Origin of the sequence: Micrococcus sp. KT16, assembly GCF_003315015.1 — a bacterium.
Classification (GTDB): Bacteria; Actinomycetota; Actinomycetes; order Actinomycetales; family Micrococcaceae; genus Micrococcus; species Micrococcus luteus.
Genome location: NZ_QNRG01000015.1, coordinates 1 through 23,717 on the forward strand (window position 1 = coordinate 1; position 23,717 = coordinate 23,717).

Annotated in this window: 23 protein-coding genes, 4 tRNA genes and 1 riboswitch; of the genes, 13 read left to right on the forward strand and 14 right to left on the reverse strand. The window is 75.1% G+C overall.

The features are described 5' to 3' along the window. A partial coding sequence (locus DE149_RS10115; protein WP_147084475.1) for a transposase occupies positions 1-225 on the forward strand: 225 nt, incomplete at its 5' end. Here the strand turns inward: DE149_RS10115 and DE149_RS10120 are convergent. The 12 genes from DE149_RS10120 to DE149_RS10175 all read right to left on the reverse strand — a co-directional run bounded on the left by DE149_RS10120 (position 211) and on the right by DE149_RS10175 (position 10,634). Then, complete coding sequence (locus DE149_RS10120) at positions 211-495, reverse strand: hypothetical protein (protein WP_080696003.1); 285 nt, start codon at positions 493-495, stop codon at positions 211-213. The genes DE149_RS10115 and DE149_RS10120 overlap by 15 nt on opposite strands. After that, complete coding sequence (locus DE149_RS11900) at positions 492-623, reverse strand: hypothetical protein (protein ID WP_020624531.1); 132 nt, start codon at positions 621-623, stop codon at positions 492-494. Before DE149_RS11900 ends, DE149_RS10120 begins: the two co-directional genes overlap by 4 nt. A 418-nt stretch (positions 624-1,041) precedes the next feature. Next, positions 1,042-1,524: a 6,7-dimethyl-8-ribityllumazine synthase gene (gene ribH / locus DE149_RS10130; RefSeq protein ID WP_036383758.1), complete on the reverse strand. Its 483-nt coding sequence runs from the start codon at positions 1,522-1,524 to the stop codon at positions 1,042-1,044. Then, positions 1,521-2,834, reverse strand: coding sequence for a bifunctional 3,4-dihydroxy-2-butanone-4-phosphate synthase/GTP cyclohydrolase II (locus DE149_RS10135; RefSeq protein ID WP_069941991.1), 1,314 nt, complete (start codon positions 2,832-2,834; stop codon positions 1,521-1,523). Before DE149_RS10135 ends, ribH begins: the two co-directional genes overlap by 4 nt. Beyond that, positions 2,831-3,487, reverse strand: a complete 657-nt coding sequence (locus DE149_RS10140; RefSeq protein WP_069941990.1) for a riboflavin synthase — start codon at positions 3,485-3,487, stop codon at positions 2,831-2,833. Before DE149_RS10140 ends, DE149_RS10135 begins: the two co-directional genes overlap by 4 nt. Next, on the reverse strand, positions 3,488-4,621 hold the full coding sequence (gene ribD / locus DE149_RS10145; RefSeq protein ID WP_069941989.1) for a bifunctional diaminohydroxyphosphoribosylaminopyrimidine deaminase/5-amino-6-(5-phosphoribosylamino)uracil reductase RibD: 1,134 nt from the start codon (positions 4,619-4,621) through the stop codon (positions 3,488-3,490). Further along, positions 4,618-5,322: a nicotinamide riboside transporter PnuC gene (gene pnuC / locus DE149_RS10150; RefSeq protein ID WP_069941988.1), complete on the reverse strand. Its 705-nt coding sequence runs from the start codon at positions 5,320-5,322 to the stop codon at positions 4,618-4,620. Before pnuC ends, ribD begins: the two co-directional genes overlap by 4 nt. 82 nt (positions 5,323-5,404) lie before the next feature. Continuing rightward, positions 5,405-5,549, reverse strand: a riboswitch (FMN riboswitch). Positions 5,550-5,653: 104 nt separating this feature from the next. Then, entirely contained in the window at positions 5,654-6,325 is a 672-nt protein-coding gene (gene rpe, locus DE149_RS10155) for a ribulose-phosphate 3-epimerase (RefSeq protein ID WP_069941987.1), read from the reverse strand. 16 nt (positions 6,326-6,341) lie between these two features. Continuing rightward, complete coding sequence (locus DE149_RS10160) at positions 6,342-7,973, reverse strand: RsmB/NOP family class I SAM-dependent RNA methyltransferase (RefSeq protein WP_113914429.1); 1,632 nt, start codon at positions 7,971-7,973, stop codon at positions 6,342-6,344. Continuing rightward, entirely contained in the window at positions 7,970-9,070 is a 1,101-nt protein-coding gene (locus DE149_RS10165) for a methionyl-tRNA formyltransferase (protein ID WP_069941968.1), read from the reverse strand. The genes DE149_RS10160 and DE149_RS10165 overlap by 4 nt, the downstream gene beginning before the upstream one ends. Further along, positions 9,067-9,651 (reverse strand): peptide deformylase, encoded by a 585-nt coding sequence (gene def / locus DE149_RS10170; RefSeq protein ID WP_063189634.1) that lies wholly within the window; start codon positions 9,649-9,651, stop codon positions 9,067-9,069. Before def ends, DE149_RS10165 begins: the two co-directional genes overlap by 4 nt. Further along, positions 9,648-10,634 carry a cytochrome gene (locus tag DE149_RS10175; RefSeq protein WP_061873217.1) on the reverse strand — a complete coding sequence of 329 codons (987 nt, stop codon included), beginning with the start codon at positions 10,632-10,634 and terminating at the stop codon, positions 9,648-9,650. Before DE149_RS10175 ends, def begins: the two co-directional genes overlap by 4 nt. A gap of 158 nt (positions 10,635-10,792) precedes the next feature. Between DE149_RS10175 and DE149_RS10180 the strand changes: the two genes are divergently transcribed. The 4 genes from DE149_RS10180 to DE149_RS10195 all read left to right on the forward strand — a co-directional run bounded on the left by DE149_RS10180 (position 10,793) and on the right by DE149_RS10195 (position 11,187). Then, positions 10,793-10,866 (forward strand) — tRNA-Gly (locus DE149_RS10180). 18 nt (positions 10,867-10,884) lie between these two features. After that, positions 10,885-10,955: transfer RNA gene (locus DE149_RS10185), tRNA-Cys, on the forward strand. Between the two features lie 58 nt (positions 10,956-11,013). Next, positions 11,014-11,085, forward strand: a tRNA-Val gene (locus DE149_RS10190). A gap of 28 nt (positions 11,086-11,113) precedes the next feature. Then, positions 11,114-11,187, forward strand: a tRNA-Gly gene (locus DE149_RS10195). Between the two features lie 99 nt (positions 11,188-11,286). On the opposite strand, the gene DE149_RS10200 is transcribed toward DE149_RS10195, so the two are convergent. Then, entirely contained in the window at positions 11,287-12,177 is an 891-nt protein-coding gene (locus DE149_RS10200) for a siderophore-interacting protein (protein ID WP_049147987.1), read from the reverse strand. A 161-nt stretch (positions 12,178-12,338) separates the two neighbouring features. Here DE149_RS10200 and DE149_RS10205 point away from each other — a divergent pair, with 161 nt between their 5' ends. From DE149_RS10205 to DE149_RS10225, 5 genes are read left to right on the forward strand one after another with little or no spacing between them, the layout of a single operon-like run. Further along, the gene (locus DE149_RS10205) at positions 12,339-13,934 is read left to right on the forward strand and encodes a pyridoxal-dependent decarboxylase (RefSeq protein WP_049147986.1); all 1,596 of its coding nucleotides are present in this window, start codon (positions 12,339-12,341) and stop codon (positions 13,932-13,934) included. Continuing rightward, on the forward strand, positions 13,931-15,256 hold the full coding sequence (locus DE149_RS10210; protein ID WP_049147985.1) for a lysine N(6)-hydroxylase/L-ornithine N(5)-oxygenase family protein: 1,326 nt from the start codon (positions 13,931-13,933) through the stop codon (positions 15,254-15,256). The genes DE149_RS10205 and DE149_RS10210 overlap by 4 nt, the downstream gene beginning before the upstream one ends. Positions 15,257-15,261: 5 nt before the next feature. Further along, entirely contained in the window at positions 15,262-15,906 is a 645-nt protein-coding gene (locus DE149_RS10215) for a GNAT family N-acetyltransferase (protein WP_223246401.1), read from the forward strand. Then, positions 15,903-17,738 carry an IucA/IucC family siderophore biosynthesis protein gene (locus DE149_RS10220; protein WP_020624757.1) on the forward strand — a complete coding sequence of 612 codons (1,836 nt, stop codon included), beginning with the start codon at positions 15,903-15,905 and terminating at the stop codon, positions 17,736-17,738. Before DE149_RS10215 ends, DE149_RS10220 begins: the two co-directional genes overlap by 4 nt. After that, positions 17,735-20,440 carry a GNAT family N-acetyltransferase gene (locus tag DE149_RS10225; RefSeq protein WP_113914430.1) on the forward strand — a complete coding sequence of 902 codons (2,706 nt, stop codon included), beginning with the start codon at positions 17,735-17,737 and terminating at the stop codon, positions 20,438-20,440. The genes DE149_RS10220 and DE149_RS10225 overlap by 4 nt, the downstream gene beginning before the upstream one ends. Positions 20,441-20,515: 75 nt before the next feature. Here DE149_RS10225 and zapE read toward each other — a convergent pair whose 3' ends face one another. After that, positions 20,516-21,571 carry a cell division protein ZapE gene (zapE, locus tag DE149_RS10230; RefSeq protein ID WP_080981737.1) on the reverse strand — a complete coding sequence of 352 codons (1,056 nt, stop codon included), beginning with the start codon at positions 21,569-21,571 and terminating at the stop codon, positions 20,516-20,518. 223 nt (positions 21,572-21,794) lie between these two features. Here zapE and DE149_RS10235 point away from each other — a divergent pair, with 223 nt between their 5' ends. From DE149_RS10235 to DE149_RS10245, 3 genes are read left to right on the forward strand one after another with little or no spacing between them, the layout of a single operon-like run. Further along, positions 21,795-22,688 (forward strand): sulfurtransferase, encoded by an 894-nt coding sequence (locus tag DE149_RS10235; protein ID WP_044659665.1) that lies wholly within the window; start codon positions 21,795-21,797, stop codon positions 22,686-22,688. Between the two features lie 37 nt (positions 22,689-22,725). After that, on the forward strand, positions 22,726-23,184 hold the full coding sequence (locus DE149_RS10240) for a SufE family protein (protein ID WP_004167585.1): 459 nt from the start codon (positions 22,726-22,728) through the stop codon (positions 23,182-23,184). Positions 23,185-23,191: 7 nt separating this feature from the next. Further along, the gene (locus DE149_RS10245; protein WP_113914431.1) at positions 23,192-23,710 is read left to right on the forward strand and encodes an aminoacyl-tRNA deacylase; all 519 of its coding nucleotides are present in this window, start codon (positions 23,192-23,194) and stop codon (positions 23,708-23,710) included. Positions 23,711-23,717: the final 7 nt, after the last annotated feature.

Consider the following 23,717-nt stretch of genomic DNA (forward strand, 5'->3'; position numbering starts at 1 on the left):
GACCAGCAGGGCCACCGCAGACGGCGCGGTGCCCGCGGCGGGCGCCCCATTGGCCTCGACGCGGCCGCCTACAAGGGCCGCAACGTCATCGAGCGTCAGTACGCGCACCTGAAGCAGTGGCGGGGTCTGGCGACCCGGTATGACAAGTACGCGATCGTCTACCGGTCCGCTGTGGTGCTGAATGCTGTGATCGCATGGTCCAAACGATTGTCAGACATGCCCTAGGGCTTCGATGACCGCGGCCTGGCTGGGCGTTGCCGGGTTCGTGGCGGCCTCTCGACGCACCGCGTCGCGGATCGCTTCGGGCACTCGCACGTTCAGGGCCACGGTCGGCGCCCCACGCCGCGCCAGGGGCGCATACCCACCGGCCGGGTCCGAGGTCGTTGCCGGTTCTGCGGGGATCACCGCTCCGGGAGCCGGGGTCTGGGGGGCCGGGGTGGGCTTGCGTCGCTGTGCTCGCAGACTCAGGTCGGGCTCAAGCTGCTTCTCGTTCATGCGGTGATCCTTTCGAAGATGAGGCCGGCCAGGTCGGCGTAGGCGGAGGCGACGGGTTCGCGCTTCTCATAGTGGCCCAGCCAGTCGCAGGCCAGACGTGCACCGGGGACGATGGAGCGGGCCGGCACCAGGGGGGTGAGCAGCAGCCCGGTCTCGCGCAGCTCCCAGCAGGGCCATGGACTGTTTGAACGCGGCCACGCTGCGGCAGGCTCCGTGCACCCCGACGCAGTCGTCCGAGGCGGGGCGGGCCGCATAGATCACCCGTCTGCGGCGGTGAACGCGTTGGGGGTCAACGGCCCGCCCTGACGGTCGGGGCAGTGGACGACGAGCTGTGGATGCCGCGAGCGAGACGAAGGGCGGGGGCTTCGCGTCTCCGCCTCTATCGTCGGGTCCCCGCGCCCTCCGGCCGACCCCATCCATGACGGCGCGGGGCTGCCGGCGTTCCGGACGGGCCCGGTTGACCGGCCTGCGATCACCCCACCGGCCCCGGGGACAGGGTCCACGTCGAGAGCAGCCGACCCAGCAGGCAGCCCCGCCCGGCCACCCTCAGTCCCGTGGCGTGACCGAGCGCAGCGCGAGCTCGGTGAGGACGGCCGCCTCGAGGGCCTCGCGTCCCTTGTCCTCTCGGGATCCGGGCAGGCCCGCCCGGTCGCGGGCCTGCTGGTCGGTGTCCACGGTGAGCACGCCGAAGCCCACGGGAACGCCGGTGCGCACCGAGACCTCCGTCACGCCCTGGGTCACGGACTGGCACACGTAGTCGAAGTGCGGGGTGTCCCCGCGCACCACGACGCCGAGGACCACGACGACGTCGAAGCGCTCCGCCAGCCGCGCCGCAGCGACGGTGAGCTCGACGGTGCCGGGCACGCGCACGAGCACGGGCTCCAGGCCCAGGTCGGCCGCGGCGGCCTGCGCCCCGGCGATCAGCCCGTCCATGATCTCCGTGTGCCACTGGGCGGCGACGATCGCCACGTTCAGGCCGCTCGCAGCGGCGGGGTCGGGGGTGAAGGTCGGGGCTCCGGCGCCGCTCATGGGGTGTCCTCCTGGTGGGTGGGGTGGGTCGGGTCGGTGGTCGGGTCATCGGCCGGCGTGGCGGGGCCGCCGGTGGCCGTCGGCGGTTCGAGCACGCGGTCCGCCAGGGCGTGGGCCATGCGGTCCCGCTTGGTGCGCAGGTAGACCACGTTGTGCTCGGTGACAGGCGTGGGGGCCGGGACACGCTCGACGACGTCGATGCCGGCCGCCCGCAGCCCCGCGACCTTCGCGGGGTTGTTGGTGACGAGGCGGATGCGCCGATGGCCGGCGGCCGTGAGGACGGCGGCGGCCCCGGCCCAGTCGCGCGCCTCGGCGGGCAGACCGAGGGCGAGGTTGGCCTCGACGGTGTCCATCCCCTCCTCCTGGAGCCGGTAGGCGCGGATCTTGTTGGCCAGGCCGATGCCGCGTCCTTCGTGGCCCCGGAGGTAGAGGACGGCGCCGCCCTCGGCCGCCGCGCGGGCGAGGGCGTCCTCGAGCTGGGGGCCGCAGTCGCAGCGCAGGGAGCCGAGGACGTCGCCGGTGAGGCACTCCGAGTGCACGCGGACGGTGAGGGGACGCTCCGAGTCGGTCTCCCCCGCCACGAGCAGCAGGTGCTCGGCCCCGGTCTCGGCGTCCACGTGCACGCTCACGCGGAACAGGCCGTGCCGGGTCGGCAGGGTGGCCTCGGCGGGGACGGCGGTCAGGGCCGGCGTCGTCTCCTCCAGGTGGGCCACGAGGTCCTCGATGGAGATCAGCACGAGGCCGTGCTCGTCCGAGAACTCCCGCAGGGCGGGCAGGCGCATCATGGTGCCGTCGTCGTGGACGAGCTCGGCGATGGCGGCCACGGGCGCGACGCCGGCCAGGCGGCACAGCTCGACGCCGGCCTCGGTGTGGCCGCGGCGGGCCCGGACGCCGCCGGGGACGGCGCGCAGGGGGAACACATGACCGGGCCGGGTCAGGTCGCCGGGGGCGGCACCGGGGTCGGCGAGCAGGCGGAGGGTGCGGGTGCGGTCGGCGGCGGAGATGCCGGTGGTGACGCCGGCGGCGGCATCCACGCTCACGGTGTAGGCGGTGCCCTTGGGGTCCTCGTTGACGGTGGTCATGGGCGGCAGGGCCAGGCGGTCGGCCAGGCCGGCCGGCAGGGGCGCGCAGATGACGCCCGAGGTGTGGCGGACGGTGAAGGCGGTGACCTCGTCCGTGGCCAGGGCGGCCGCGTAGATCAGGTCGCCCTCGTTCTCGCGGTCGGCGTCGTCCACGACGACGACGGGCCGGCCGGCGGCGATCGCGGCGATCGCCACGGGGACGGGGTCCAGACGGATGTGCTCGCTCACGGGCGGGCCTCCTCGGTGGGTGCGGCGGGGGCGGAGGGGATGAGCGCGAGGCGCTCGGCGTACCGGGCGAGCACGTCGGTCTCGAGGTTGACGCGGTCGCCCGGCCGCAGGGCGCCCAGGGTGGTGGCCTCGAGTGTGGCCGGGATGATGCCGACCTCGAACCAGTGCGCGGCCGCGCCCGGGTCGGAGACGGCGGTGACGGTGAGGGAGACGCCCTGCAGGGCGATGGCCCCCTGCGCGGGGACGTAGCGGGCCAGGCGGGCGGGCAGGCCGATGCGCAGGGTGGTCCAGGCCCCGTGCGGGGTGACCGCGAGGACCTCGCCGGTCCCGTCCACGTGGCCCTGGACCACGTGCCCGTCCAGGTGGTCGGTGGGGCGCAGGCAGCGCTCGAGGTTGACCCGGTCCCCCGGGGCGCGGTCGCCGAGGCTGGTCATCCGCAGCGTCTGGCCCATGAGGTCTGCACGGAACACGCCGGGGCGCTCCGTGGGTCCGTCGAGGGCCGTGAGGCACACGCCGTCGACGGCGAGCGAGCCGCCGGCGGGCAGCCCGTCGAGGGCGCCGCCGGCGTCGAGGGTCAGCAGGGCGGTGTCGGCGGCCGCGTCGTGCTCGAGGGCGACGACGGTGCCGAGATGGGTGACGATGCCGGTGAACACTCAGTCCTCCTGGAAACGGGTCGGGGCGGGGGCGGTGGGCAGGCGCGGGGCCGGCACCGGGCTCAGGTGGGTCCAGACGTCGACGCCGAGGGCACGGGCGGGGCCGCCCTCCGCGGGGTCGGGATGCCAGCGCGGTCCCTCGGACAGCGTGGCGACGTCCAGGCCGGCGACGGCGGCGCGGCCCGGGCCGAGCAGCAGGGGCGCGGTGTAGACCATGAGCTCGTCCACGAGGCCGGCGCGCAGCCACGCGCCGAGCACGCGGGGCCCGCCCTCGATGAGCACGTGCTCGGCACGGCGGCCGTGGGGCCAGGGCCCGGGATGGGCGGCGAGCGCGGCGAGGACGGCGTGCGGATCGTGGTCCGGCACGTGCAGCAGGACCGGGTGGGCGCGCAGGGCGGCGCCGTCGGGCACGGGCCGGTGACCCTGGACGACGGGCACGGGCTGGTGCGCGAGTTCGGCGCCGGCGGCGTCACGGGCGGTGAGGCGGGGGTCGTCGGCCAGGACGGTCCCCGTGCCGACGACGATGGCGTCGACGCGGGAGCGCACCTCGTGGGCGTGGACGCGGGAGTCCGGGCCGGTGATCCACTGGCTCGTGCCGTCGGCGGCCGCGGCGTGGCCGTCGAGGGACTGGGCGAGGTGTCCGGTCACCCACGGGCGGCCCGCGTCGCGGACCTCGCGCCAGCGGGCGGTGAGCGCGAGGGCGGCCGCCTCGCCGGTGGGGCCGGTGACGTGCACCCCGTGCGCGGCGAGGCGGGCCGCGCCGCCGCCGTCGTGACCGGTGGGGTCCGCGACGGCGTAGCGCAGTGCGCCGATCCCCGCGTCCAGGACGGCCTGCGAGCAGGGGCCGGTGCTGCCGGTGTGGTCACAGGGCTCGAGGGTGACGTGCAGCGTCAGGCCGGCGGGGTCGAGGGTGGCCAGGGCCGGATCCGCGGCGCGGGCGGCCCGCCAGCGGGTCAGGGCGTCGACCTCGGCGTGGGCGGTCCCCCGTCCGCGGTGGTGCCCGACGGCCAGGATGCGGCCGGCCGCGTCGGTCAGGACGGCCCCGACGAGGGGGTTGGCGCCGCGCACGCCGCGCAGCGCGGCGCCGACGGCGAGGTCCATGGGGTCGGCGGACGGGGTCTCGGCGGCGTTCATCGGGCGACGTCCCCCTCGGGGCCGTCCGGCAGCAGCGTCTCCACGGCGGGCTTGTCCCGGTCTGTGGCGCGCAGCCACACGAAGAAGCCGATCAGGGTGAAGGCGCCGTAGAAGGCGTACATGACGGCCGAGGCGTAGTAGCCGGTGCTCCACAGCAGGGGCACGCCGACGACGTCCACGGCCACCCAGATCAGCCAGAACTCCACCCAGCCGCGCGCCATGCCGTAGGTCGCCAGCAGCGATCCCACGAACGTCCAGGCGTCCGCCCACACCGGCTCCCACGAACCCAGCGCGCGGAACACGGGGGTGAGGGCGACGGTGCCGACCGCCATGGCCGTCACGAGGAACACGCGCCCGCGCCAGCCGGCCCACTCCGGGGTGATGGCGGGAGCGTCCTCGGCGTGGCCCCGACGGGCCTGACGCCAGCGCACCCAGCCGTAGACGGAGACGGCGATGAACATGACCTGTCGGCCGGCCTGACCGAGCAGGGTGGCGTGATCGGCCCCCGTGAACAGGGAGGCGAGGAAGACCGTCAGCAGGATGAGGTTGCCGAGGATGCCCACGGGCCAGGCCCAGACCCTGCGCGCCATGCCGCCCAGGGCGGAGGCGAGGCCGAAGACGTTGCCCAGCACCTCGCGCATGAGCAGGCCGCCGCCGGCGACCGGGACGGTCCAGTTGAACGCGTCCACCAGCCAGTCCATGACCGTGACGCCACCTCCTCGGATCGGGACTCCGAGGGGTGCGCTCCGCAGCCCTCCCGCGCAGGGCGCGGAACGGCTCCGTCGCGTGCCTCTCCCATCCCGACTGTACGGTCGGCACCGGAATTCCACCGGTCAGGCCGCTCGGCACCGCCTCGGATGAGGACGGGCCGCGCGGTTAGCGGGCTGTCACCGCCGGTGCGGACTTCCACCGCATCTCGGAGCACGTTGCTGTCCAGCAGTATCGCACGCCCGGCCGGCCGCGCATGCCGGACGTCGCCGGACGACGCCGGGCGACGTCCGGCGCGGCGGGCGGGCGACGGCGTCGCCGGGCTCAGTGGCAGGCGCGGGCGGCGGCGGTGCGCAGGCCGGCGAGCGCGGCGTCGGGGTCCTCGGCGCCGAACACCGCGGAGCCGGCCACGAACACGTCGGCCCCGGCCTCGGCCGCGCGTTCGATGGTCTCCCGGTTCACGCCGCCGTCGACCTGGAGGGCCAGCGGGGCGGGCCCGCCGTCGAGGGCGCGGCGGGCCCGGCGGATCTTCGGCAGCACGACGTCGAGGAACGCCTGCCCCCCGAAGCCGGGCTCCACGGTCATCAGCAGGAGCATGTCCAGCTCCGGGAGCATGTCCAGGTAGGGCTCGACCGCGGTCGCCGGCCGCAGCGCCATGCCGGCCTTCGCTCCGGCCGCGCGCAGCTCGCGGGCCAGTCGGACGGGCGCCGCCGAGGCCTCGGCGTGGAAGGTCACGGACTCGGCCCCCGCCTCCGCGTAGCCGGGCGCCCAGCGGTCGGCGTCCTCGATCATCAGGTGGAGGTCCAGCGGCAGGTCCGTGGCGCGGCGGATCGCCTCGACCACGGGCAGGCCGAGGGTGAGGTTCGGGACGAAGTGGTTGTCCATGACGTCCACGTGCACCGCGTCCGCGCTGGGGATGCGGGCCAGGTCGTCGGCGAGGCGGGCGAAGTCCGCGGACAGGATCGAGGGGTGCAGGCGCGGGGGGCGGGCAGTCATGGTCGGGTCCTCTCGGTCAGGCGCCGGGGGCGCGCAGCAGGGCCAGGAACATGGCGTCGGTGCCGTGCCGGTGCGGCCAGAGCTGGGCCGTGCGGGCGACCACGTCTCCCGGCTCCGGCGCGCCGGCGGGTTCGGCCTCGTCCAGGCGCAGGTCGTCGAGCGCGACGGCGTCGAGGGCGGTGCGGGCGTCGAGCAGCTCCAGCTCGGGGTGGCGGCGCACGAGGTCCTGGACCTGGACGACGGTCTCCGCGACGTGCGGGGAGCAGGTCACGTAGGCGAGCACCCCGCCGGGGGCCAGGACGGCGACCGCCGCGTCGAGCAGCTCGGCCTGCAGGCCGGTGAGCTCGGCGAGGTCGGCCGGGGTGCGGCGCCAGCGCGACTCGGGTCGGCGGCGCAGCGCACCGAGGCCGGTGCAGGGGGCGTCCACGAGGACGCGGTCGAACGCCGGGGCCGCCTCGGGGGCGTCGGCGATCGTGCGGCCGTCCCCGGTCCGGACGGTCCAGGCGCCGGCGGGCACGGCGGCGAGTGCCTGCCGGACGAGGTCGGCGCGGTGCGGGGCGACCTCGTTGGCCACGAGCGTCGCCCCCCGCTCGGCGGCGAGGGCGGCCAGCAGGGCCGCCTTGCCGCCGGGGCCGGCGCACAGGTCGAGCCAGCGCTCGGCCCGCCCTTCGGCCGCGGGGACGGGTGCCTGGGCCAGGGCGCGGGCGGTGAGCTGGGAGCCGGCGTCCTGGACGCGGAGCACGCCCTCGCGCACCCCGGGCAGGCGGCCGGCGTCGCCGCCGGAGTGCAGGGCGGAGTCCGGGGCCAGCGGCCCGGGTTCGGCGCCGTCGTCGAGGGCCGCGGCGAGCGCCTCGGCCCCGCCGGCCACGGGCAGGGCGACGAGGTTGACCACGGGCGGGGCGTTGTCCGCCTCGAGCAGGGCGGCCAGCTCGGCGTCGCGGTCGGCGGTGTGGCGGGTGCCGCGGTGGGCGGCCAGGGCCTGGCGCAGCGCGCGGACGATCCACACCGGGTGCGAGGCGCGGACGGCCAGGGCGGCGTCGCCGCCGTCGGCGGGGGCGACGTCGGCCAGCCACTCCTCGAGGGGGCGTTCGGCGACCCGACGCAGCACCGCGTTCACGAACCCGGAGGCACCGGCCCCGATCTCGGCGCGCACGAGGGAGACGGTGGCGTCGAGGGCGGCGTGGGCGGGCACACGCATGCCCAGCAGCTGGTGGGCGCCGAGCCGCAGGGCGTCGAGCACGGGTGGGTCGATCTTCTCGAGCGGGCGGTCCACGCAGCGGGTCAGGATCGCGTCGTACAGGCCGAGCCCACGTAGGGTGCCATAGGCGAGTTCGGTGGCGAAGCCTGCGTCGCGCCGGTCGAGGCGGGCCTGGCGGATGCGCGCCGGGAGGACCAGGTTCGCGTACGCGTCCTCGGCATGGACGGAGCGGACCACCCCGAACGCGACGCGGCGCGCCGGGTCGGCGGTGCGGGAGCGCTGTGACGGCGCCTGCGCCGAGTACTTCCGTCCGGCGCCGGAGCGACCCCGGTTGCGGGTGCGCCCCTGCGCGTCGCGGCGGTCCTGGGCGTCCGGCCGGGGTGCGCGGCCGCGTTCCCCGCGGGCCCCTCGCTCGCCCCGGCCCTGTCCTGGCTGTCTCTCGCGGCTCATGCGCGTGCCTCCTCGTCCTGTGCCGTGGCGTTCCGCGCGGCCTGGCGTGCCGCCGCCCGGGCGGCGGCCTCCTGGCGGGCCTGGTCTTCGTGGTGGGCGAGCGCCTCCCCGGCCAGCAGCGCGGCCCCGGGGGCGGCGCCGCGCGCCCAGTCGGCGGCCGGCATCAGCTTCCTGCCCGCCGGCTGGACGCGGGAGAGCCGGACGGCCCCGTCGGTAGTGCGCAGCCAGGCAGCCTTCGCGGCCACCAGGATCTGTCCGGGAGCCGCGGCGTCGAGTGCGGTGGGCCAGCCGTCGTCGCCGGGGCGGACCGGGGCGACGCCGTCGATCTTGAAGCGGGCCGGGGCGGCGCCGTCGTCCGCGGTCAGCCAGCCCCAGGCGCCGGGCTCGGGGGTGACGCCGTTGATCCGGGCGGCCACCTCGGCCGCCGGGCGGGCGGGGTCCACCAGGCCGTCTGCGGCCGTGAGCTTCGGCGCGTGGGTGGGTTCGCCGCGCTGGGGCGTGGCGGTCGCGGTGCCGTCCGCCAGGCGGTCGAGCACGTCGATCACGAGCGGGCCGCCGCGCTCGGCGAGGTCGGTGAGCACGGCCCCGGCGGTCTCGTCGGCCGCGACGGGGCGGGTGAGCCGGGCGAAGACGGGCCCGGTGTCCAGGCCCTCTTCGAGCTGGAACACGTCGGCGGCGATCTCGGTCTCCCCTGCCATCACGGCGCGCTGGACGGGGGCGGCGCCGCGGTAGGCCGGCAGCGCGGAGAAGTGCAGGTTGAGCCAGCCGTGGCGGGGGGTCTGCAGGGCCTCGGCGGGCACGAGCGCCCCGTAGGCGACGACGACGGCCACGTCCGCCTCGAGGGCGCGGATCGCCTGGAGGGCATCGGCGCCCTCGGGTCCGCGGAGTCGGTCGGCCTTGAGCACGGGCAGGCGGGCCTCCTCGGCCACGACCGCGACCGGCGACGGGGTCAGCACCCGCCGGCGCCCGACCGGGGCGTCCGGCCGGGTGAGCACGCCGACGACCTCGTGGGGCGAGTCGAGCAGGGCGCGCAGCACGGGCACGGCGGTCTCGGGCGTGCCGGCGTAGAGCACGCGCAGGGGCGTCGGGGCGGTCATCGGGCGGCTCCTGTTCCGGCGGCGGGGACGGCGGGGGCGCCGAAGACCGAGCTGACGGCGGCCGCGCGCGCGGCCCCGATGCGACGAGCGGCGCGGTCCACCTCGCCGGCGCGCATGCGGCGGCGGGCCTCACGGCGTTCCTCGCCGTCGAGGCGGTCGACGTAGAGGATCCCGTCGAGGTGGTCGGTCTCGTGCTGGAGGCAGCGGGCGAGCAGGCCGGTCCCCCGGTGCTCCACCGGGTTCCCGTCCACGTCGGTGCCGCGGACGACGGCCTCCGCGGCGCGCGCCGGGTGGTAGCGCAGCCCGGGCACGGACAGACACCCCTCGCCCGGCTCCCGCAGCGCCTGCCCGGCGGTCTCGAGCACGGGATTGACCACGTGCCCGGCGACGCCGGCGACGTCGAACACGAAGACCCGCAGACCCACGCCCACCTGGGGCGCGGCCAGGCCCACGCCCCCGACGGCGTGCATCGTCTCGATCATGTCCGCCACGAGGGCGCGCACGTCCGCACCCGCGGGCACGGGCGACGCGGCGGTGCGCAGGACGGGGTCGGGGATGGTGCGGACGGGCAGGACGGTCACGCCGTCACCCTATCGCCGCCCTCGGCAGACGCCGGGCGCGACGACGACCCGTCGGGCGCCACGGCCGGGGCGGCGTGGGAGCCGCCGCCGAACGCCGCGGCGCGCACGGCCTGCAGACCGGTGGCCGCCGACACCGGGACCGACGGCGGAGGCGGGCCGATGACACGGAGCGCGGGGCCGGCGTCGTCCACGGCCTGCGCGTGCTTCCAGACCTGGCGCAGGGCCCAGAACTTGTGCCAGTGGCGGGGCAGCACGCCCGGGTTGGCCTGGTGCACGGCGACCTCGGTCTCCCCCAGGGCGACGCCGAGCAGCATCTCGGCCTGCCCGTGCCGCCACTCCTCCCAGGTGCCGGCCTCGGGATCCACGAGGGACTCCTCCGCCTTCAGGCCGGCGGTCAACTGCATGACCACCTTGGGGTCGAGCGCCTTGACCCGTCCGTCCCGCCCCGTGCCCTTCGTCTTGTAGTCGATCAGGCACAGCCGGCCGCCGATTCGGGCGACGAGGTCCAGCGTGCCCGCGTAGCCCACCGTGTGGTTCCAGACGGTGATTTCGGCCGCGATCGGCCGGACGTCGTAGAGGTCCCACCACTCGTCGAAGCGGTCCGCGTAGGCGCCCTCGCCGTGCTCGATCAGCCGGGCCCGGGCCTCCGCCATGGTGTGGGGGCGGCCGAGGGCGCGCTGGGCCACCTGCTCGGCGTAGTCGTGCACGCGGTCCCCGCGCTCGGCCGCGGCGTCCCGGTAGCGGGCGGCGGCGTCGGCGGACTGGCGGGCCACCTGCTTCAGGCGCGCCGCGGAGCCCACGGATTCCGCCAGGCGCGGATCCTGGGTCACGGACTGGGCCGCCATCCACCCGACCCAGCCGTCCAGGTCCGTCTTCTCCATGCCGATCACGGTGGTGATGGACGGGACCTCGGGCAGGCCCGAGAGGGAGCGCGCGTACATGCGTCCGTGGGGGGTCTGATGCGCGAGGCGTGGCTGGGTCATGGTCAGCCATTCTGGCAGGGTCCGCGGACCCCCGACGGGGTGGCCCGACACGCCTGCCGACGCCGATTTTGCATCCGGGCGGAGATGGCCTAGAGTTCTTTCTCGTTGGAAAACGCAGGTGAGCGGCTCGGACGAGCGGATCCCGGCGGCACCGACACGCGGATGTAGCTCAGTTGGCTAGAGCGCCACCTTGCCAAGGTGGAGGTCGCGAGTTCGAATCTCGTCATCCGCTCGCTCAACCTTCACCCCTGGTCGGGTGGCCGAGAGGCGAGGCAGCGGCCTGCAAAGCCGTATACGCGGGTTCGAATCCCGTCCCGACCTCGCAGGCTTCTCCGACCGGGAGTGGCGGCATGTTCACCACCTCTTCGGAGGTGGACGAGCGCGATTGGCGCAGCGGTAGCGCGCTTCCCTGACACGGAAGAGGTCACTGGTTCGAACCCAGTATCGCGCACGGAGACGATCCGTGAGGATCGACTCAGGCGGATGTAGCTCAGTTGGCTAGAGCGCCACCTTGCCAAGGTGGAGGTCGCGAGTTCGAATCTCGTCATCCGCTCCCACGCGAAGGGCCCCTCCTGGCGGAGGGGCCCTTCGTCGTTCCGGGGCGTGCGGTCGGCCTCGTGCTCGGAGCACGGACGCCGACCATCGGACGGGATCAGAGCCGCGGGCCGTCCACCCGCCAGTAGCCGCTGAACATGATCGCGCGCTTCGGTGCGATGCCGCGGCGGACGATCACCCGCCGCGCCGCCGTCGCGAGCGACTGCTCGCCGCACGCCCACACGTGGTCGCGGGGCGCGGCGGGGAGGTCCTCGAGGTGCGGCGTGAGCAGGGCGCCCGGCACGGCGTCTCCGCGGTGCAGGACCGTGAGCGTGGCGCCCTCCGGGACCTCGAGGGCGGGGACGTGGTCACGGCCGGGCACCTCCAGGACGACGTCCATCCGGCCCCCGCGCGGCGTGCGACGCTGCGCGGCAAGGGCGGCGGCGATGCTCGGGACTGCGGTCTCGTCCCCCACCACGAGGTGCGACTCCCCCGCCGCCGGCAGACGATAGGCGCCCGTCCCGGTGCGGAAGCCGGCGACGTCGCCCGGACGTGCGGTGCGCGCCCACGTGCCGGCGGGGCCCGCATGGTCGTGCACGACGACGTCGACGTCGATCTCACCGACGGAGGGCCGGTGCTCGGCGACCGTGTACCACCGCAGATCCGGCCGCACGTCCTCGGGGATCCGCCCGACCGCTCGCCGCGCATTGAGCGCCGCGGGATCGGGCATCACGAGCGCCCGCCCCGGGGGCGGGGTGAGCAGCCCGAAGTACTCGTCGCAGCCCTGCGGGGTGAACGTGCGGAACTCCTCCGCGGCGAACGTGAGACGACGCAGCCGGGGGGCGAGCAGCCACGTGGCGCGGACCGTCATGGTCCACTGCGGATACTCGTCGCGGTCAACGGGCATCGCCTGGCCGAGGGCCGCGAGCCCGCGGTAGGCCTTCATCTGCAGGGCCTCGACACGCGAGGGACGGGCGGCAGGCGGGGGGAGGACGGAGGAGCTCGTCATCCGGTCAGCATAGGTGAGCCTCACCTTTGCTGGAGTCCTCCCTTTGAATACGTCACGTCATTGTTGCGTATTTGCTTTCTTAGGTAAGGCTTCCCTACTGTGCGGGGCGTCCGTGGCGGACGCCGCCCGGAGCCGACGACCCCCTCACGGAAGGCCCTCCCATGCTCCCTCGCCTGTTCGGACTCGGCGATCCCGCCGCCTACCTCGACGCCACCGGCAGGGCGGCCCGGGTGGCCGTCGACACCGCCTACGACCGCGCGGGGGTCCACCCGGACACCCCGTCGACGCACCTGGCCGACGCCGTCGGCGCCGTCGACTTCTCGCAGCCGACGGGCAGCCTCGACGACGCCCTCGCCGAGGTCGCGGAGCTCTACGCCCACCAGACCACCGCCTACCACCACCCGCGCTATGCCGCTCACCTCAACTGCCCGGTCCTGCTCTCCAGCACCGCAGCGGACACCGTGCTCGGGGCGCTCAACACGGCGGTCGAGTCCTGGGACCAGGCCCGCTCCGCGGCGCTCATGGAGCAGCGGCTCCTGGCCGAGGTCGGACGCTGGTGCGGGTTCGCCGCGGGCGACGGCGTCTTCACCTCCGGAGGGTCGGCCTCCAACCTGCAGGCCATGACGCTGGCCCGCGGCCGCGCCGTGCAGCGCCTCACCGGCCACGCCGGGCTCGCCGACCTGCCCGCCGAGGTGCTCGGCTCGCTGCGCGTCTTCGTCAGCGCCGCCACGCACTACAGCATCGCCAAGGCAGCCGGCCTGCTCGGGCTGGGTCGCCACGCCGTGGTCGTCGTCCCCACCGACGCCGCCGGGCGTCTGGACCCCGGGGCCCTGGCCGAGGCGGTCGAACGTGAGGTGGCCGCCGGTGCCGTGCCGATGGCCGTCGTCGCGACGCTGGGGACCACCGACCGCGGCGCCATCGACCCGCTGCCGGCCATCGCCGACGTCGCCGAACGCCACGGGATGTGGGTCCATGCGGACGCGGCCGTGGGCGGGATCCTCGCCGCGAGCGCGGCGACGCGCCACGAGCTGCCGGGGCTGCACCGTGCGGACTCGGTGACGATGGACTTCCACAAGACGTTCTACGTGGGGCTGGCCTGCAGCGCGCTGGTGGTGCGGGACGCCGAGAGCCTGCGCCATGTGACGGTGCATGCGGACTACCTGAACCCGGAGGACAGCGTCCATCCGAACCTGGCGGATCGGTCCTTGCAGACGAGCCGCCGGTTCGACTCGCTCAAGCTGTGGCTGACGCTGCGTGAGCATGGGGCCGAGGCGGTGGTGTCCCTGTTCGCGGGGGCGCGCGAACGCACGCGGCAGGCGTGCGGGATCCTGCGGGCCCGGCCGACGTTCGCGGTGCTGGAGGATCCGACGCTGGTGACAGTGCTGTTCCGGGTGCGGGCCGAGGGACTGTCGGAGGAGGAGTGCACGGCGGTGCAGGCGGCGACGCACCGGGAGCTCGTGGCCGGCGGGCGCGCGCTGATCGCGACGACGGTGGTGGACGGGGTGCCCCATCTGAAGTTCACGATCCTGAACCCCGCGGTCACCTCGGGCGAGCTGGAGGAGCTGGTCGACGTCGTGGAGGAGGCGGCGCTGCGGCACGTCGACGCGGTGCGGGCGAGCCGTCATCGGTGGCGCGGGGTGGCGCGGACCCGTCCGCATGGCCCGTCGGTCGCCGTGTCCTGCACGCTCCCCGCTTCGGCGGGGCCACGTCCGTCCGCGGCGCGCGTGGACGAGCACGGAGAGCAGGTGTGCGCATGAGCCCGGCGTCCACGTCCCCCCGCCGCGTGCTCGCGATCGGGCTGGGCCCGTTCAACCTGAGCCTGGCCGCGCTGGCCCACCCGCTGCCCGACGTCGAGGTGGAGGTGGTGGAGAGCCGCGACGCGTTCGTGTGGCACCCGGGCATGATGCTGCCGGGCGCGCAGATCCAGGTGCCGTTCCTCGCGGACCTGGTGACGTTCGCGGACCCGACCTCCCCGTACTCGTTCCTGGCGTATCTCAAGGCGATGGGCCGGCTGCACCGCTTCTACATCCGGGGTTCCTGGTACCCGCTGCGGCGGGAGTTCTCGGACTACTGCGCGTGGGTGGCAGCCCAGCTGCCCGGCATCGCCTACGCGACCACGGTGACGGCGGTGCGGTGGGACGATCAGGCGGACGAGTTCGTGGTGGAGGCGGCCTCCGCGGCCGGGACCAGCACGCACCGGGCCGACCACGTGGTGGTGGGCACGGGCACGGTGCCGTCCCTGCCCGCGCCGCTCGCGCGCGTCGCGGAGGAGTCGGCCCGGGTCGGCGCGTCCCCCGTGGTGCACACGGGTGAGTACATGGGCCGTCGCGAGGACATCGCCGGGGCCGGGTCGGTCCTGGTGGTGGGCAGCGGCCAGTCGGCGGCGGAGTGCGCCCTGGACCTGCTGAACGCGGGCCACCCGGACCTCACGTGGGTCACGCGCTCACCCCGGTTCTTCGGCATGGAGGTCGGCCAGCTCACGCTCGAGCTGACCTCGCTGGACTATGAGCGGCACTTCGCCACTCTGCCCCGGGCGCGGCGGGATGAGATCAACGCATCCCACCGGTCCCTGTACAAGGGGATCAGCGAGTACACGATCGAGGACGTCTACCACGCGCTGTACGAGCGCCAGGTGGGTCCGCTGGACCCGGCCCGGCTGTGGCCGGGCACGTCGGTGACGGACGCCCGCCTGGTCGCGGGCCCGGGTGCGCCCCGGGTGGAGGTCACCCTGCGCGACGAGGAGACCGGGGTGACCGGGGGGCACGTGGTGGACCGTGTCGTCGCGGGCACGGGCTACCGCCACCCGGACCATCCGTTCCTGGAGCCGGTGCGGCACCTGCTGCGCGCGGAGGACGGTCGGACGACGGCGAACGCGGACCACGCGATCGACGTGAGCGGCCGCCGGATCTTCGTGCACAACACCGCCGAACAGCCCCTGGGTCTCACCGGCCCGGACCTGGGCATGGCGGCGGAGCACAGCGGCCGCATCCTCAGCACGATCGCCGGCCGCCAGGTCTACGCGCAGGCCGAGTCGATCGCGTTCCAGGACTTCGGTGCCGTCGCGGCGGGCGTCCGGTGAGCGCCGTGACGCCGCCGCAGACCACCGTGGACGGTGCGGCCGCGAGCGCGGCCCGTCGTGTGGAGCTCCGTCCCGTGGGCGCGCAGGACCATCCGCTGCTGCACCGGTGGGTGACGTCCCCGCACGCCGTGTACTGGGAGATGACGGAGGCGGGTCTGGCCGACGTCGTGGCCGAGTACGAGGCGATCGCCGCGCACCCGCACCACCACGCGCACGTGGGGCTCGTGGACGGGACCGCGACCTTCCTGGTGGAGGTCTACGACCCGGCCCACTCGGAGCTGGCCGGACGGTATGCGGGCGCGCCCGGCGACGTCGGCCTGCACGTGCTCGTCGCCCCGACGGACACCCCGGTGCCCGGGACCACGGACCTGGTGATGGCCGCGGTGGTGCGCTGGTGCCTGGCCCAGCCGGGGGCGCGGCGCGTCGTCGTCGAGCCGGACGAGCGCAACGCCGCCATCCGGGCGAAGAACCTGGCCGCCGGGTTCACGGAGCTCGGTCCCGTGGCGCTGGGATCCAAGACGGCGATGCTCTCGATCGCCACGCCCGAGTCCTTCACTGCCAGCCGGATCGGCGTCCTCGCCGCCGGGCTGGACCTCACCCTCCCCGAGCCCCCGCTCCTCCTCACCCCCGACAGGCAGGTGTCCGCATGACCCCCGTCCCCCCGTCCTCCCCGTCCCGCCTGGACGCGCTGACGGCGCCGACCGCCCGGCACGCCCACCGGCTGCTCGTCGCCAAGGCGATCCGCGAGTTCACCCATGAGCGGCTCCTGACGCCGGTGCGCGGCGAGCGGGTCGACGACGCCGGCCGCCACGCCTACACGCTCACCCTGGGCGGGGTGCGGTGGACGTTCACCGCGCGTGCCCTCCCGCTCGAGCACCTCGGCGTGGATCCGGACTCGGTGTGCCGTGCCGGGGATCCGGACGCGGTGGCCGTCGACCGCTTCGTCCTCGACGCGGCCGAGGTGCTCGGGCTGGCCGGCGAGGCGCTGGACGTCTATCTCGAGGAGCTCGCCTCCACCTTCGCCGCCCGGTGCCACACCCTGGCCGGCGAGCGCCCGTCCGCCGCCGACCTGGTGGACGCGGACTACACGGCGGTGGAGGCCGCCATGAGCGAGGGACACCCGGGCTTCGTGGCCACCAACGGCCGCATCGGCTGGGGGGCCACGGAGTACGCGATGTTCGCCCCCGAGGGCGGGCGGGCGCTGCACCCGGTGTGGCTCGCGTTCCCCTCCGAGCTCGGGGGACGGTGGACCTGGCCCAAGACCGCGAGCGCGGGCGCCGCCGTGCCGGCGCCGCCCCCGCCGATCACCGAGGCGGTGGCGGGCCTGTGGGCGGAGCGGGCGGCGGCGCTCGACGTCGATCCGGAGGCGTACACGCTGATCCCGGTGCACCCGTGGCAGTGGGAGCACCGGATCCAGGTGGCGTTCGCCCCCGACCTCGCCGCGGGGCGGCTGGTGCACGTGGGCGAAGACCCGGACGCGTTCACGGCCATGCAGGCGGTGCGCACCCTGTTCAACGCGAGCGACCCGCACGCCCCGCAGCTGAAGACGGCGTTGTCCGTGCAGAACATGGGGTTCGTGCGCGGCCTCTCCCCCGCGTACATGTCCGTCACCCCGGCGATCAACGCGGTGGTGGCCGACCTCGTGGACTCCGACCCCCTGCTCGCGAGGTGGGGCTTCGGGGTGCTGCGGGAGTACGCCTCGGCCGGGTACACCGGGGACGCCTTCCATGCCGTGGGCTCGAAGGGTCCTCACACGAAGATGCTCGCCGCCCTGTGGCGGGAGAGTCCGCTGCCGCGCCTGGCGGAGGGCGAGCGGGTCATGACCATGGCGGCGCTGCTGCACCGGGACGGCGGGGGCCGCTCCGTGGCGGGGGCGCTCGTGGAGCGCTCGGGGCTGACGGCGGCGCAGTGGCTGCACGGGGTGGTGACGGCCTACGTGACCCCGCTGGTGCATCTGGCCGCCGCCTACTCGACCGTGTTCATGCCCCACGGGGAGAACATCGTGCTCCGCCTGCGGGAGGGACGGGTCACCGGCGCCTTCCTCAAGGACATCGGGGAGGAGGTGGTGGTCGGCGCGGACGGCGTCCCGCTCACGGAGCAGACCCGGCGCATCCGCATCGACCTCACCGACGAGGACCTCTCCCTCTCCTTCTTCACGGACATGCTGGACGGCGTGCTGCGCCATCTGGCCGACGTGATGGACGCGGACGCCCTGCTGCCGGCGGAGGAGTTCTACGCCGTGGTGGGGCGGGTCCTCGCCGAGTACACGGCCCTGGGGCTCGCGGATGTGGAGCGCCTCGGCCTGGACGCGGAGGACTTCGCGCACTCGTGCCTGAACCGGTTGCAGCTGCGGAACGCCACGCAGATGGTGGACCTGACGGACCCGTCGGGCTCGCTGCTCTACGCCGGTCGCCTGGCCAACCCGGTGGCCGCGCCGCTGCGCCGCGCGCTGGCGGAGCTCCGGCAGGACGCCGCGGCATGAGCGCGGACGCGTGGACCGGGACGGCGACGGGTGACGTGGCGGGCCGTTGCCACCGGGACGCGCACGGCGTGCCGACGCTCGTGGCCGCGTCCCTGCCCGAGCTGGCCTACCTCCAGGGGTGGCACGTGGCGACGGAGCGGGCCTGGCAGGTCGACTGCGAGCACCGCCGGGTCACCGGCATGAGCGCCGAGGTGTTCGGCCCGCCGGCGGTGGCGAACGACGTCGCCGCCCGGCAGATGGACCTGGACGGCGCGGCCCGCCAGGCGTTCAACGCCCTCGACGACGCGGAGGACCGGGCCTGGTTCACCCGGTTCGCCGACGGCGTGAACGCGGGGCTGGACGCCGGGGCCCGGCGCGCGCCCGAGTTCGCCGCCCACGGGGTGAAGCCGCTGCCGTTCGACCCGCACACGGCGCTCGCCCTGCACCTGGGCTACAACGTCTGGCTGACCAACGCGCCGGCCGCCCTGTTCCGCACCCTGCTGGCCGAGCGCTTCCCCGCGCTCGCCGCGGCGCTGATCTCGCCGCGCCCCGACGCGGACGGCTCGAACGCCTGGGCGGTGCGCGTCGGCGCCGAGGGCGCTCCGCTCGTGGCCGCCGACCCGCACCGGCTGCTCGAGCTGCCCGGCGTCTACCAGCAGGTGCGCCTCGTGGTGGAGGCCGAGCGTCCCCGGGACCGCGTCGACGTCGTCGGCCTGGCCTTCCCCGGTGTGCCGGGCGTCCCGCATGTGGGGCAGTCCGAGCACGTCGCGTGGGTGACGACCTCGGCGATGGTGTCCTCGCTCGAGATGGTCCTCGAGGACGCCCCCGAGGGGCCGGAGGTCCTCGACGCCCGGACCGAGCGGGTGCACGTGCGCGGCGGCGACCCCGTGGACTTGCGGGTGGCCCACACCCCGCGCGGGCGGCTCGTGGACGTGCCCGGCGCCGGCCCGGTGAGCATGCGGTTCCCCGCCTGGGACCGCGCCGACACCGGCCTGCCGAGCGCGCGCCGGCTGCTCACGGCCGCGAGCGCCGCGGAGGCCTGCGCGGTGCTGGACGGGCACGTCGAGCCGGTCAATCGCGTGATCGTCGCGGACCGGCGGACGGTGCTCACCCGGCACGCCGGGGCCGTGCGGCGCCGGGATCGACGCTCGGCCTGGGGTGCGGCGCGGGCCTCCGCGCTGGGCCGGGGCTCCGCCGACGGGTCCCTCGATCAGCGCTGGGTGCGCTGGCCCGCGCCGGCCGCGGCGGACGACGTCGTGGTGGCGGCCAACGAGCCCCACCCGGACACCGCCTGCCTCACCGTGGACGCGTGCGCGCCGTGGCGGTCCCGCCGCATCCGGGAGGCCCTCGAGGCGCTGGCACCGCAGGAGCGGACCGTGGACGCGATGGCCGCCCTGCAGACGGACACCCGGACCCCGGGCGCCCCGCGGGCCTGGCTCGCCGACGCCGTCGACGCGCTCGTCGCGGACGGCGTGCTGGCCGCGGAGTCCGTCCCGGCGTGGGCCGGCGACGCCGCCGCCGGATCGGCCGCGGCCCGCTGGTGGCTCCTCGTGGAGCACGAGGTGGCCGCCGCCCTGATCGCGCACCTGCCGCCCGCCTCGCGGGCCCTGCTCGGCGGCCCGTGGGCACCGTGGGGCGACGCCGCCGCATGGGTCGGCGCGGCGCTCGCCGAGCGCGGGCCGGAGCCGCTGCGCGCGGCCCTGGGGGTCGCAGCGTCGACGAGGGACCTCGTGCGGGCCGCCGTCGCCGCCGTCGGCGACGCCGCTGAGCCGCCGGGCCCCGACGACACGGCTCGGACGTGGGGTGCGGCGCATGCCCTGACCCCGTTCCTGTTCACGCACGAGCATCCCGGCGGGCCGGATGTGCCGGGGCTCGCCGACGTGCTCGACACGATCGGGTCCGTCCGGGTGGGCGGCACCGCGGACGCGGTCTGCGCCACCTCGCACGCCCCCGGCCTGGCCGTCGGCACCCACCGCGGGCCAGTGGCCCGGGTCGTGTTCGACCTCGGCGACCGCACCCGCAGCCGGTGGGTCGTCCCGTTCGGCGCCTCCAGTCTCGGAGGCGGGCACGTGACGGATCAGCTGGACGCGTGGGCCGCCGGCCGCCTGCTGCCCGTGCCGTCCGGTCCCGTCCCCCCGTCCGCCGGCAGCGGCGTCGCACCCGCCCGCTCCGTCCCCGGCGGGGCCCCTCCGGGACGCATCGTGGCCGAGGTCGGCGTCGGGGCGTTGGGCCTGACCATGACGCGCGTCCGCCCGGCCCTGGACGCCCCGCTGATCCACGCACTCGTCACGGAGCCGCGGGCGGAGTTCTACGGGATGCGCGGGCACAGCGTGCAGGACGTCGAGGAGGTCTACGACTTCCTCGAGTTCCAGCCCACCCACGCGAACCACCTCGTGTGGCACGGCGGGACCCTCGTGGCCCTCGTGCAGACCTACGACCCTCGCGCGGAGGAGGTCGGCGGCGCCTACGAGGTGCGGGACGGGGACCTCGGATTCCATTTCATCACCGCCCCCGGCGGCCTGCAGGGGCGCGCCCGCGCCACGGCCTACCGGAGCATTGTGGACTGGTTGGGCGCACGCCCCGGCACGCGTCGGCTCGTGATCGAGCCGGACGTCCGCAACACGCGGGCCGTGAAGACCGCCCGGGCTCTGGGCTTCACGGTGGACCGGGAGGTCGAGCTGCCGGGCAAGCGGGCGGCGCTGTGCTTCCGCGCCGTGCACTGACCCTGCCCCGCACACGGCGACGGCGCGCACCCGTCTCGGGTGCGCGCCGTCGTCGTGCCGGTCAGGGGCGGTGGCTCACTTGTGCTCGGCCACGCCCGTCTGGCCCTCCCGGACCAGGGCGGTCATGCGGGAGACCGTGCGGAAGTACTTTTTCATGTAGCCGCCGTGCATCATCTCCTGCGTGAACAGGGCGTCGAAGGGCACACCGGAGGCGAGGACGGGCACGTCCTTGTCGTACAGGCGATCCGCGAACACCACGAAGCGCAGGGCCGTGGCCTGCTCCGTGATGGTGTGCACGTCGTGGAGGGCGAGCACGTCCACGTCCTTGACGAGCTCGCGGTAGCGGGAGGGATGCACGCGGGAGAGCATCGCGGTGAGGTCCGCGAAGTCGTCCACGGCGAGCACACCCGCGTCGGGGAAGTTCTCCTGGGCGGTGGCCTCGACGGCGGCGTCGTCCAGCGGCGACGGGGCGGCGGAGAGGCCGCGGTGGCGGTAGTCCTCGCCGTCCACGCGGATGACCTCGAACTGGTCGGCCAGGACCTGGATCTCGCGCTTGAAGTCCTGCGCCGCGAAGCGCCCCTCGCCGAGCGAGCCCGGCAGGGTGTTGGAGGTCGCCACCAGGCGCACGCCGGCGTCGGCCAGCTCGCGCATGAGGCGGGACATCAGCACGGTGTCCCCCGGGTCGTCGAGCTCGAACTCGTCGATGCACACGAGGGTGTACTCCTTGAGCTCGTCCACCGCCTTGCGGAAGGACAGGGCGCCCACGAGGTTGGTGTACTCCACGAACGTGCCGAACGCCTTGGGCCCGGGGGCCGCGTGCCACGTCGAGGCCAGCAGGTGGGTCTTGCCGACGCCGAAACCGCCGTCGAGGTAGATGCCGGCCGGCCCTGCCGCCCGCTTCTTCCCGCCGAACAGGCCGCCGAGGAACCCGCCGCCCGAACCGCCCCGGCCGAGGTCTGCCGCGAACCGGCGCAGCCGCTCCACGGCCTGTGCCTGCGAGGGGTGCGCGGGGTCCGGGATGTAGGTGTCGAAGGACACCGTGCCGAAGCGGTACGACGGGTGGAAGCCGGACAACAGCTGGTCCGGGGTGACCTGCGGCGAACGGTCGGCGAGGTGGACGATCTGAGCCACGGGACACTCCCAGGGTCGACGACGGGGATTCCGGGCCATGCTATCGGGCCGCGGACCCGACCCATGTGACCTCGCGTGTCCCGGACTGAGGGGCCCCTACCCTCTTACGTGACACCGACGTGCCGTAATCTGGCGCGCAGGGCACGGACACGGAACCCGCCGTCGTCGTGCCGCCCGCCCCGGGCCCGTGCGGGCCCGCCCCGACGCGAAGGAAGGCAGTGCCATGACCGATACCGCCGCGAAGTTCTCCGAGTACGCCCACCCCGAGAAGCTGGTGTCCACGCAGTGGGTCGCCGACCATGTCGGCGACGAGGACGTCGTGGTCCTCGAGTCCAACGAGGACGCTCTCCTCTACTCCACCGGCCACATCCCCGGCGCCCAACGCGTCGACTGGCACACCGAGCTCAACGACCCCGTCACCCGCGACTTCGTCGGCCCCGAGGCCTTCGCCGAGTTCGCCGCCTCCAAGGGGATCTCCCGGGACACCACCGTGGTGTTCTACGGCGACAAGTCCAACTGGTGGGCCGCCTACGCCCTGTGGGTGTTCACCCTCTACGGCCATGAGGACCTGCGCCTGATGGACGGCGGCCGTGACAAGTGGATCGCGGAGGGACGCGAGACCACCCGCGAGGTCCCGACCGTGGCCCGCGCCGAGTACCCGGTGATCGAGCGCGACGACCACACAGATCGTGCCGCCCGCGAGGACGTCCTGCAGGCCATCGGGACCACCCCGCTGATCGACGTCCGCTCCCGTCCCGAGTACACGGGCGAGACCACGCACATGGCCGGCTACCCGCAGGAGGGCACCCTGCGCGGCGGCCACATCCCCACGGCGGCGTCCGTGCCGTGGGCGTCCGCGGCCAACGAGGACGGCACCTTCAAGTCCCGCGCCGAGCTGGAGCAGGTCTATCGCGCCGGCGCCGGGCTGCAGGAGGGTGACGACGTGATCGCCTACTGCCGCATCGGCGAGCGGTCCTCCCACACCTGGTTCGTGCTCAAGTACCTGCTCGGCCACGAGGACGTCCGCAACTACGACGGCTCCTGGACCGAGTGGGGCAACGCCGTGCGCCTGCCGATCGCCGTCGGCGAAGAGCCGGGCGAGGCCCCCGCGCGCTGAGCCCCCGGCACGGCGTGGATCACTAGACTGGGACACCATGACCGAGAACCACGCCGTGCCCGCCGCCCTGGCCGAGATCATCGACGACTTCGCCGGGGTGCCCGATCCCGAGAAGCTCGAGCTGCTGCTGGAATTCTCGGACGAGCTGCCGGCGCTGCCGGAGCGCTACGACGGCCACGAGGCCGAGATGGAGCAGGTCGTGGAGTGTCAGACCCCGCTGTTCCTGGCCGTGGAGCTCGAGGGTGAGCCCGGTCCGCAGGCCCCGGTCCGCCTCTTCATCACCGCTCCCCCGGAGGCGCCCACCACGCGCGGTTTCGCCTCCGTGCTCACCCAGGGCCTGGACGGGCTGAGCGCCCTCGAGGTCCTGGACGTGCCCGAGGACATCCCCACCCGCCTCGGTCTGGCCAAGGCCCTCACCCCCCTGCGCCTGCGCGGAATGTCCGCCATGCTCGGCCGCATCAAGCGCAACGTGCGCGAGCAGGCCGGGATCGCCTGAGTCCGCCGTGGGCCAGCGCAAGAAGGATCGCAGCGCCCGGCACGGGGCGGCCACACCGGCCGTCGCCGCCCTCGAGGCCGCCGGGGTCCCGTACCGGCTGCACACCTTCGACGTGGCCCTCGACGCCGGCGGCGAGCGGTTCGGCGTCCAGGTCGCCCGGGCGCTCAGCGTGCCCGCCGACCGACTGTTCAAGACGCTGATGGTGGCGGACCCCGACGGCGCGCTCGCCGCGTGCGTGGTGCCCGTGTCCGGTCAGCTGGACCTGCGGGCCGCCGCCGCGGTGCTGGGCGTCAAGCGACTCGCCCTGGCCGATCTGGCCGTCGTCGAACGCCGGACCGGCTACGTGCGGGGCGGCGTCTCTCCCCTGGGCCAGCGCCGGCCCCACCCCGTCGTCCTGGACTCCTCCGCCCTCGACGCGGAGCTCATGTACGTCTCCGGCGGGCAACGCGGCCTGGATGTGGAGATCGCGCCCGCCGACCTCGTGCAGGTGACGGGCGCCGTCGTCGCGGTGATCGCGGCGGACTGACGGGCGG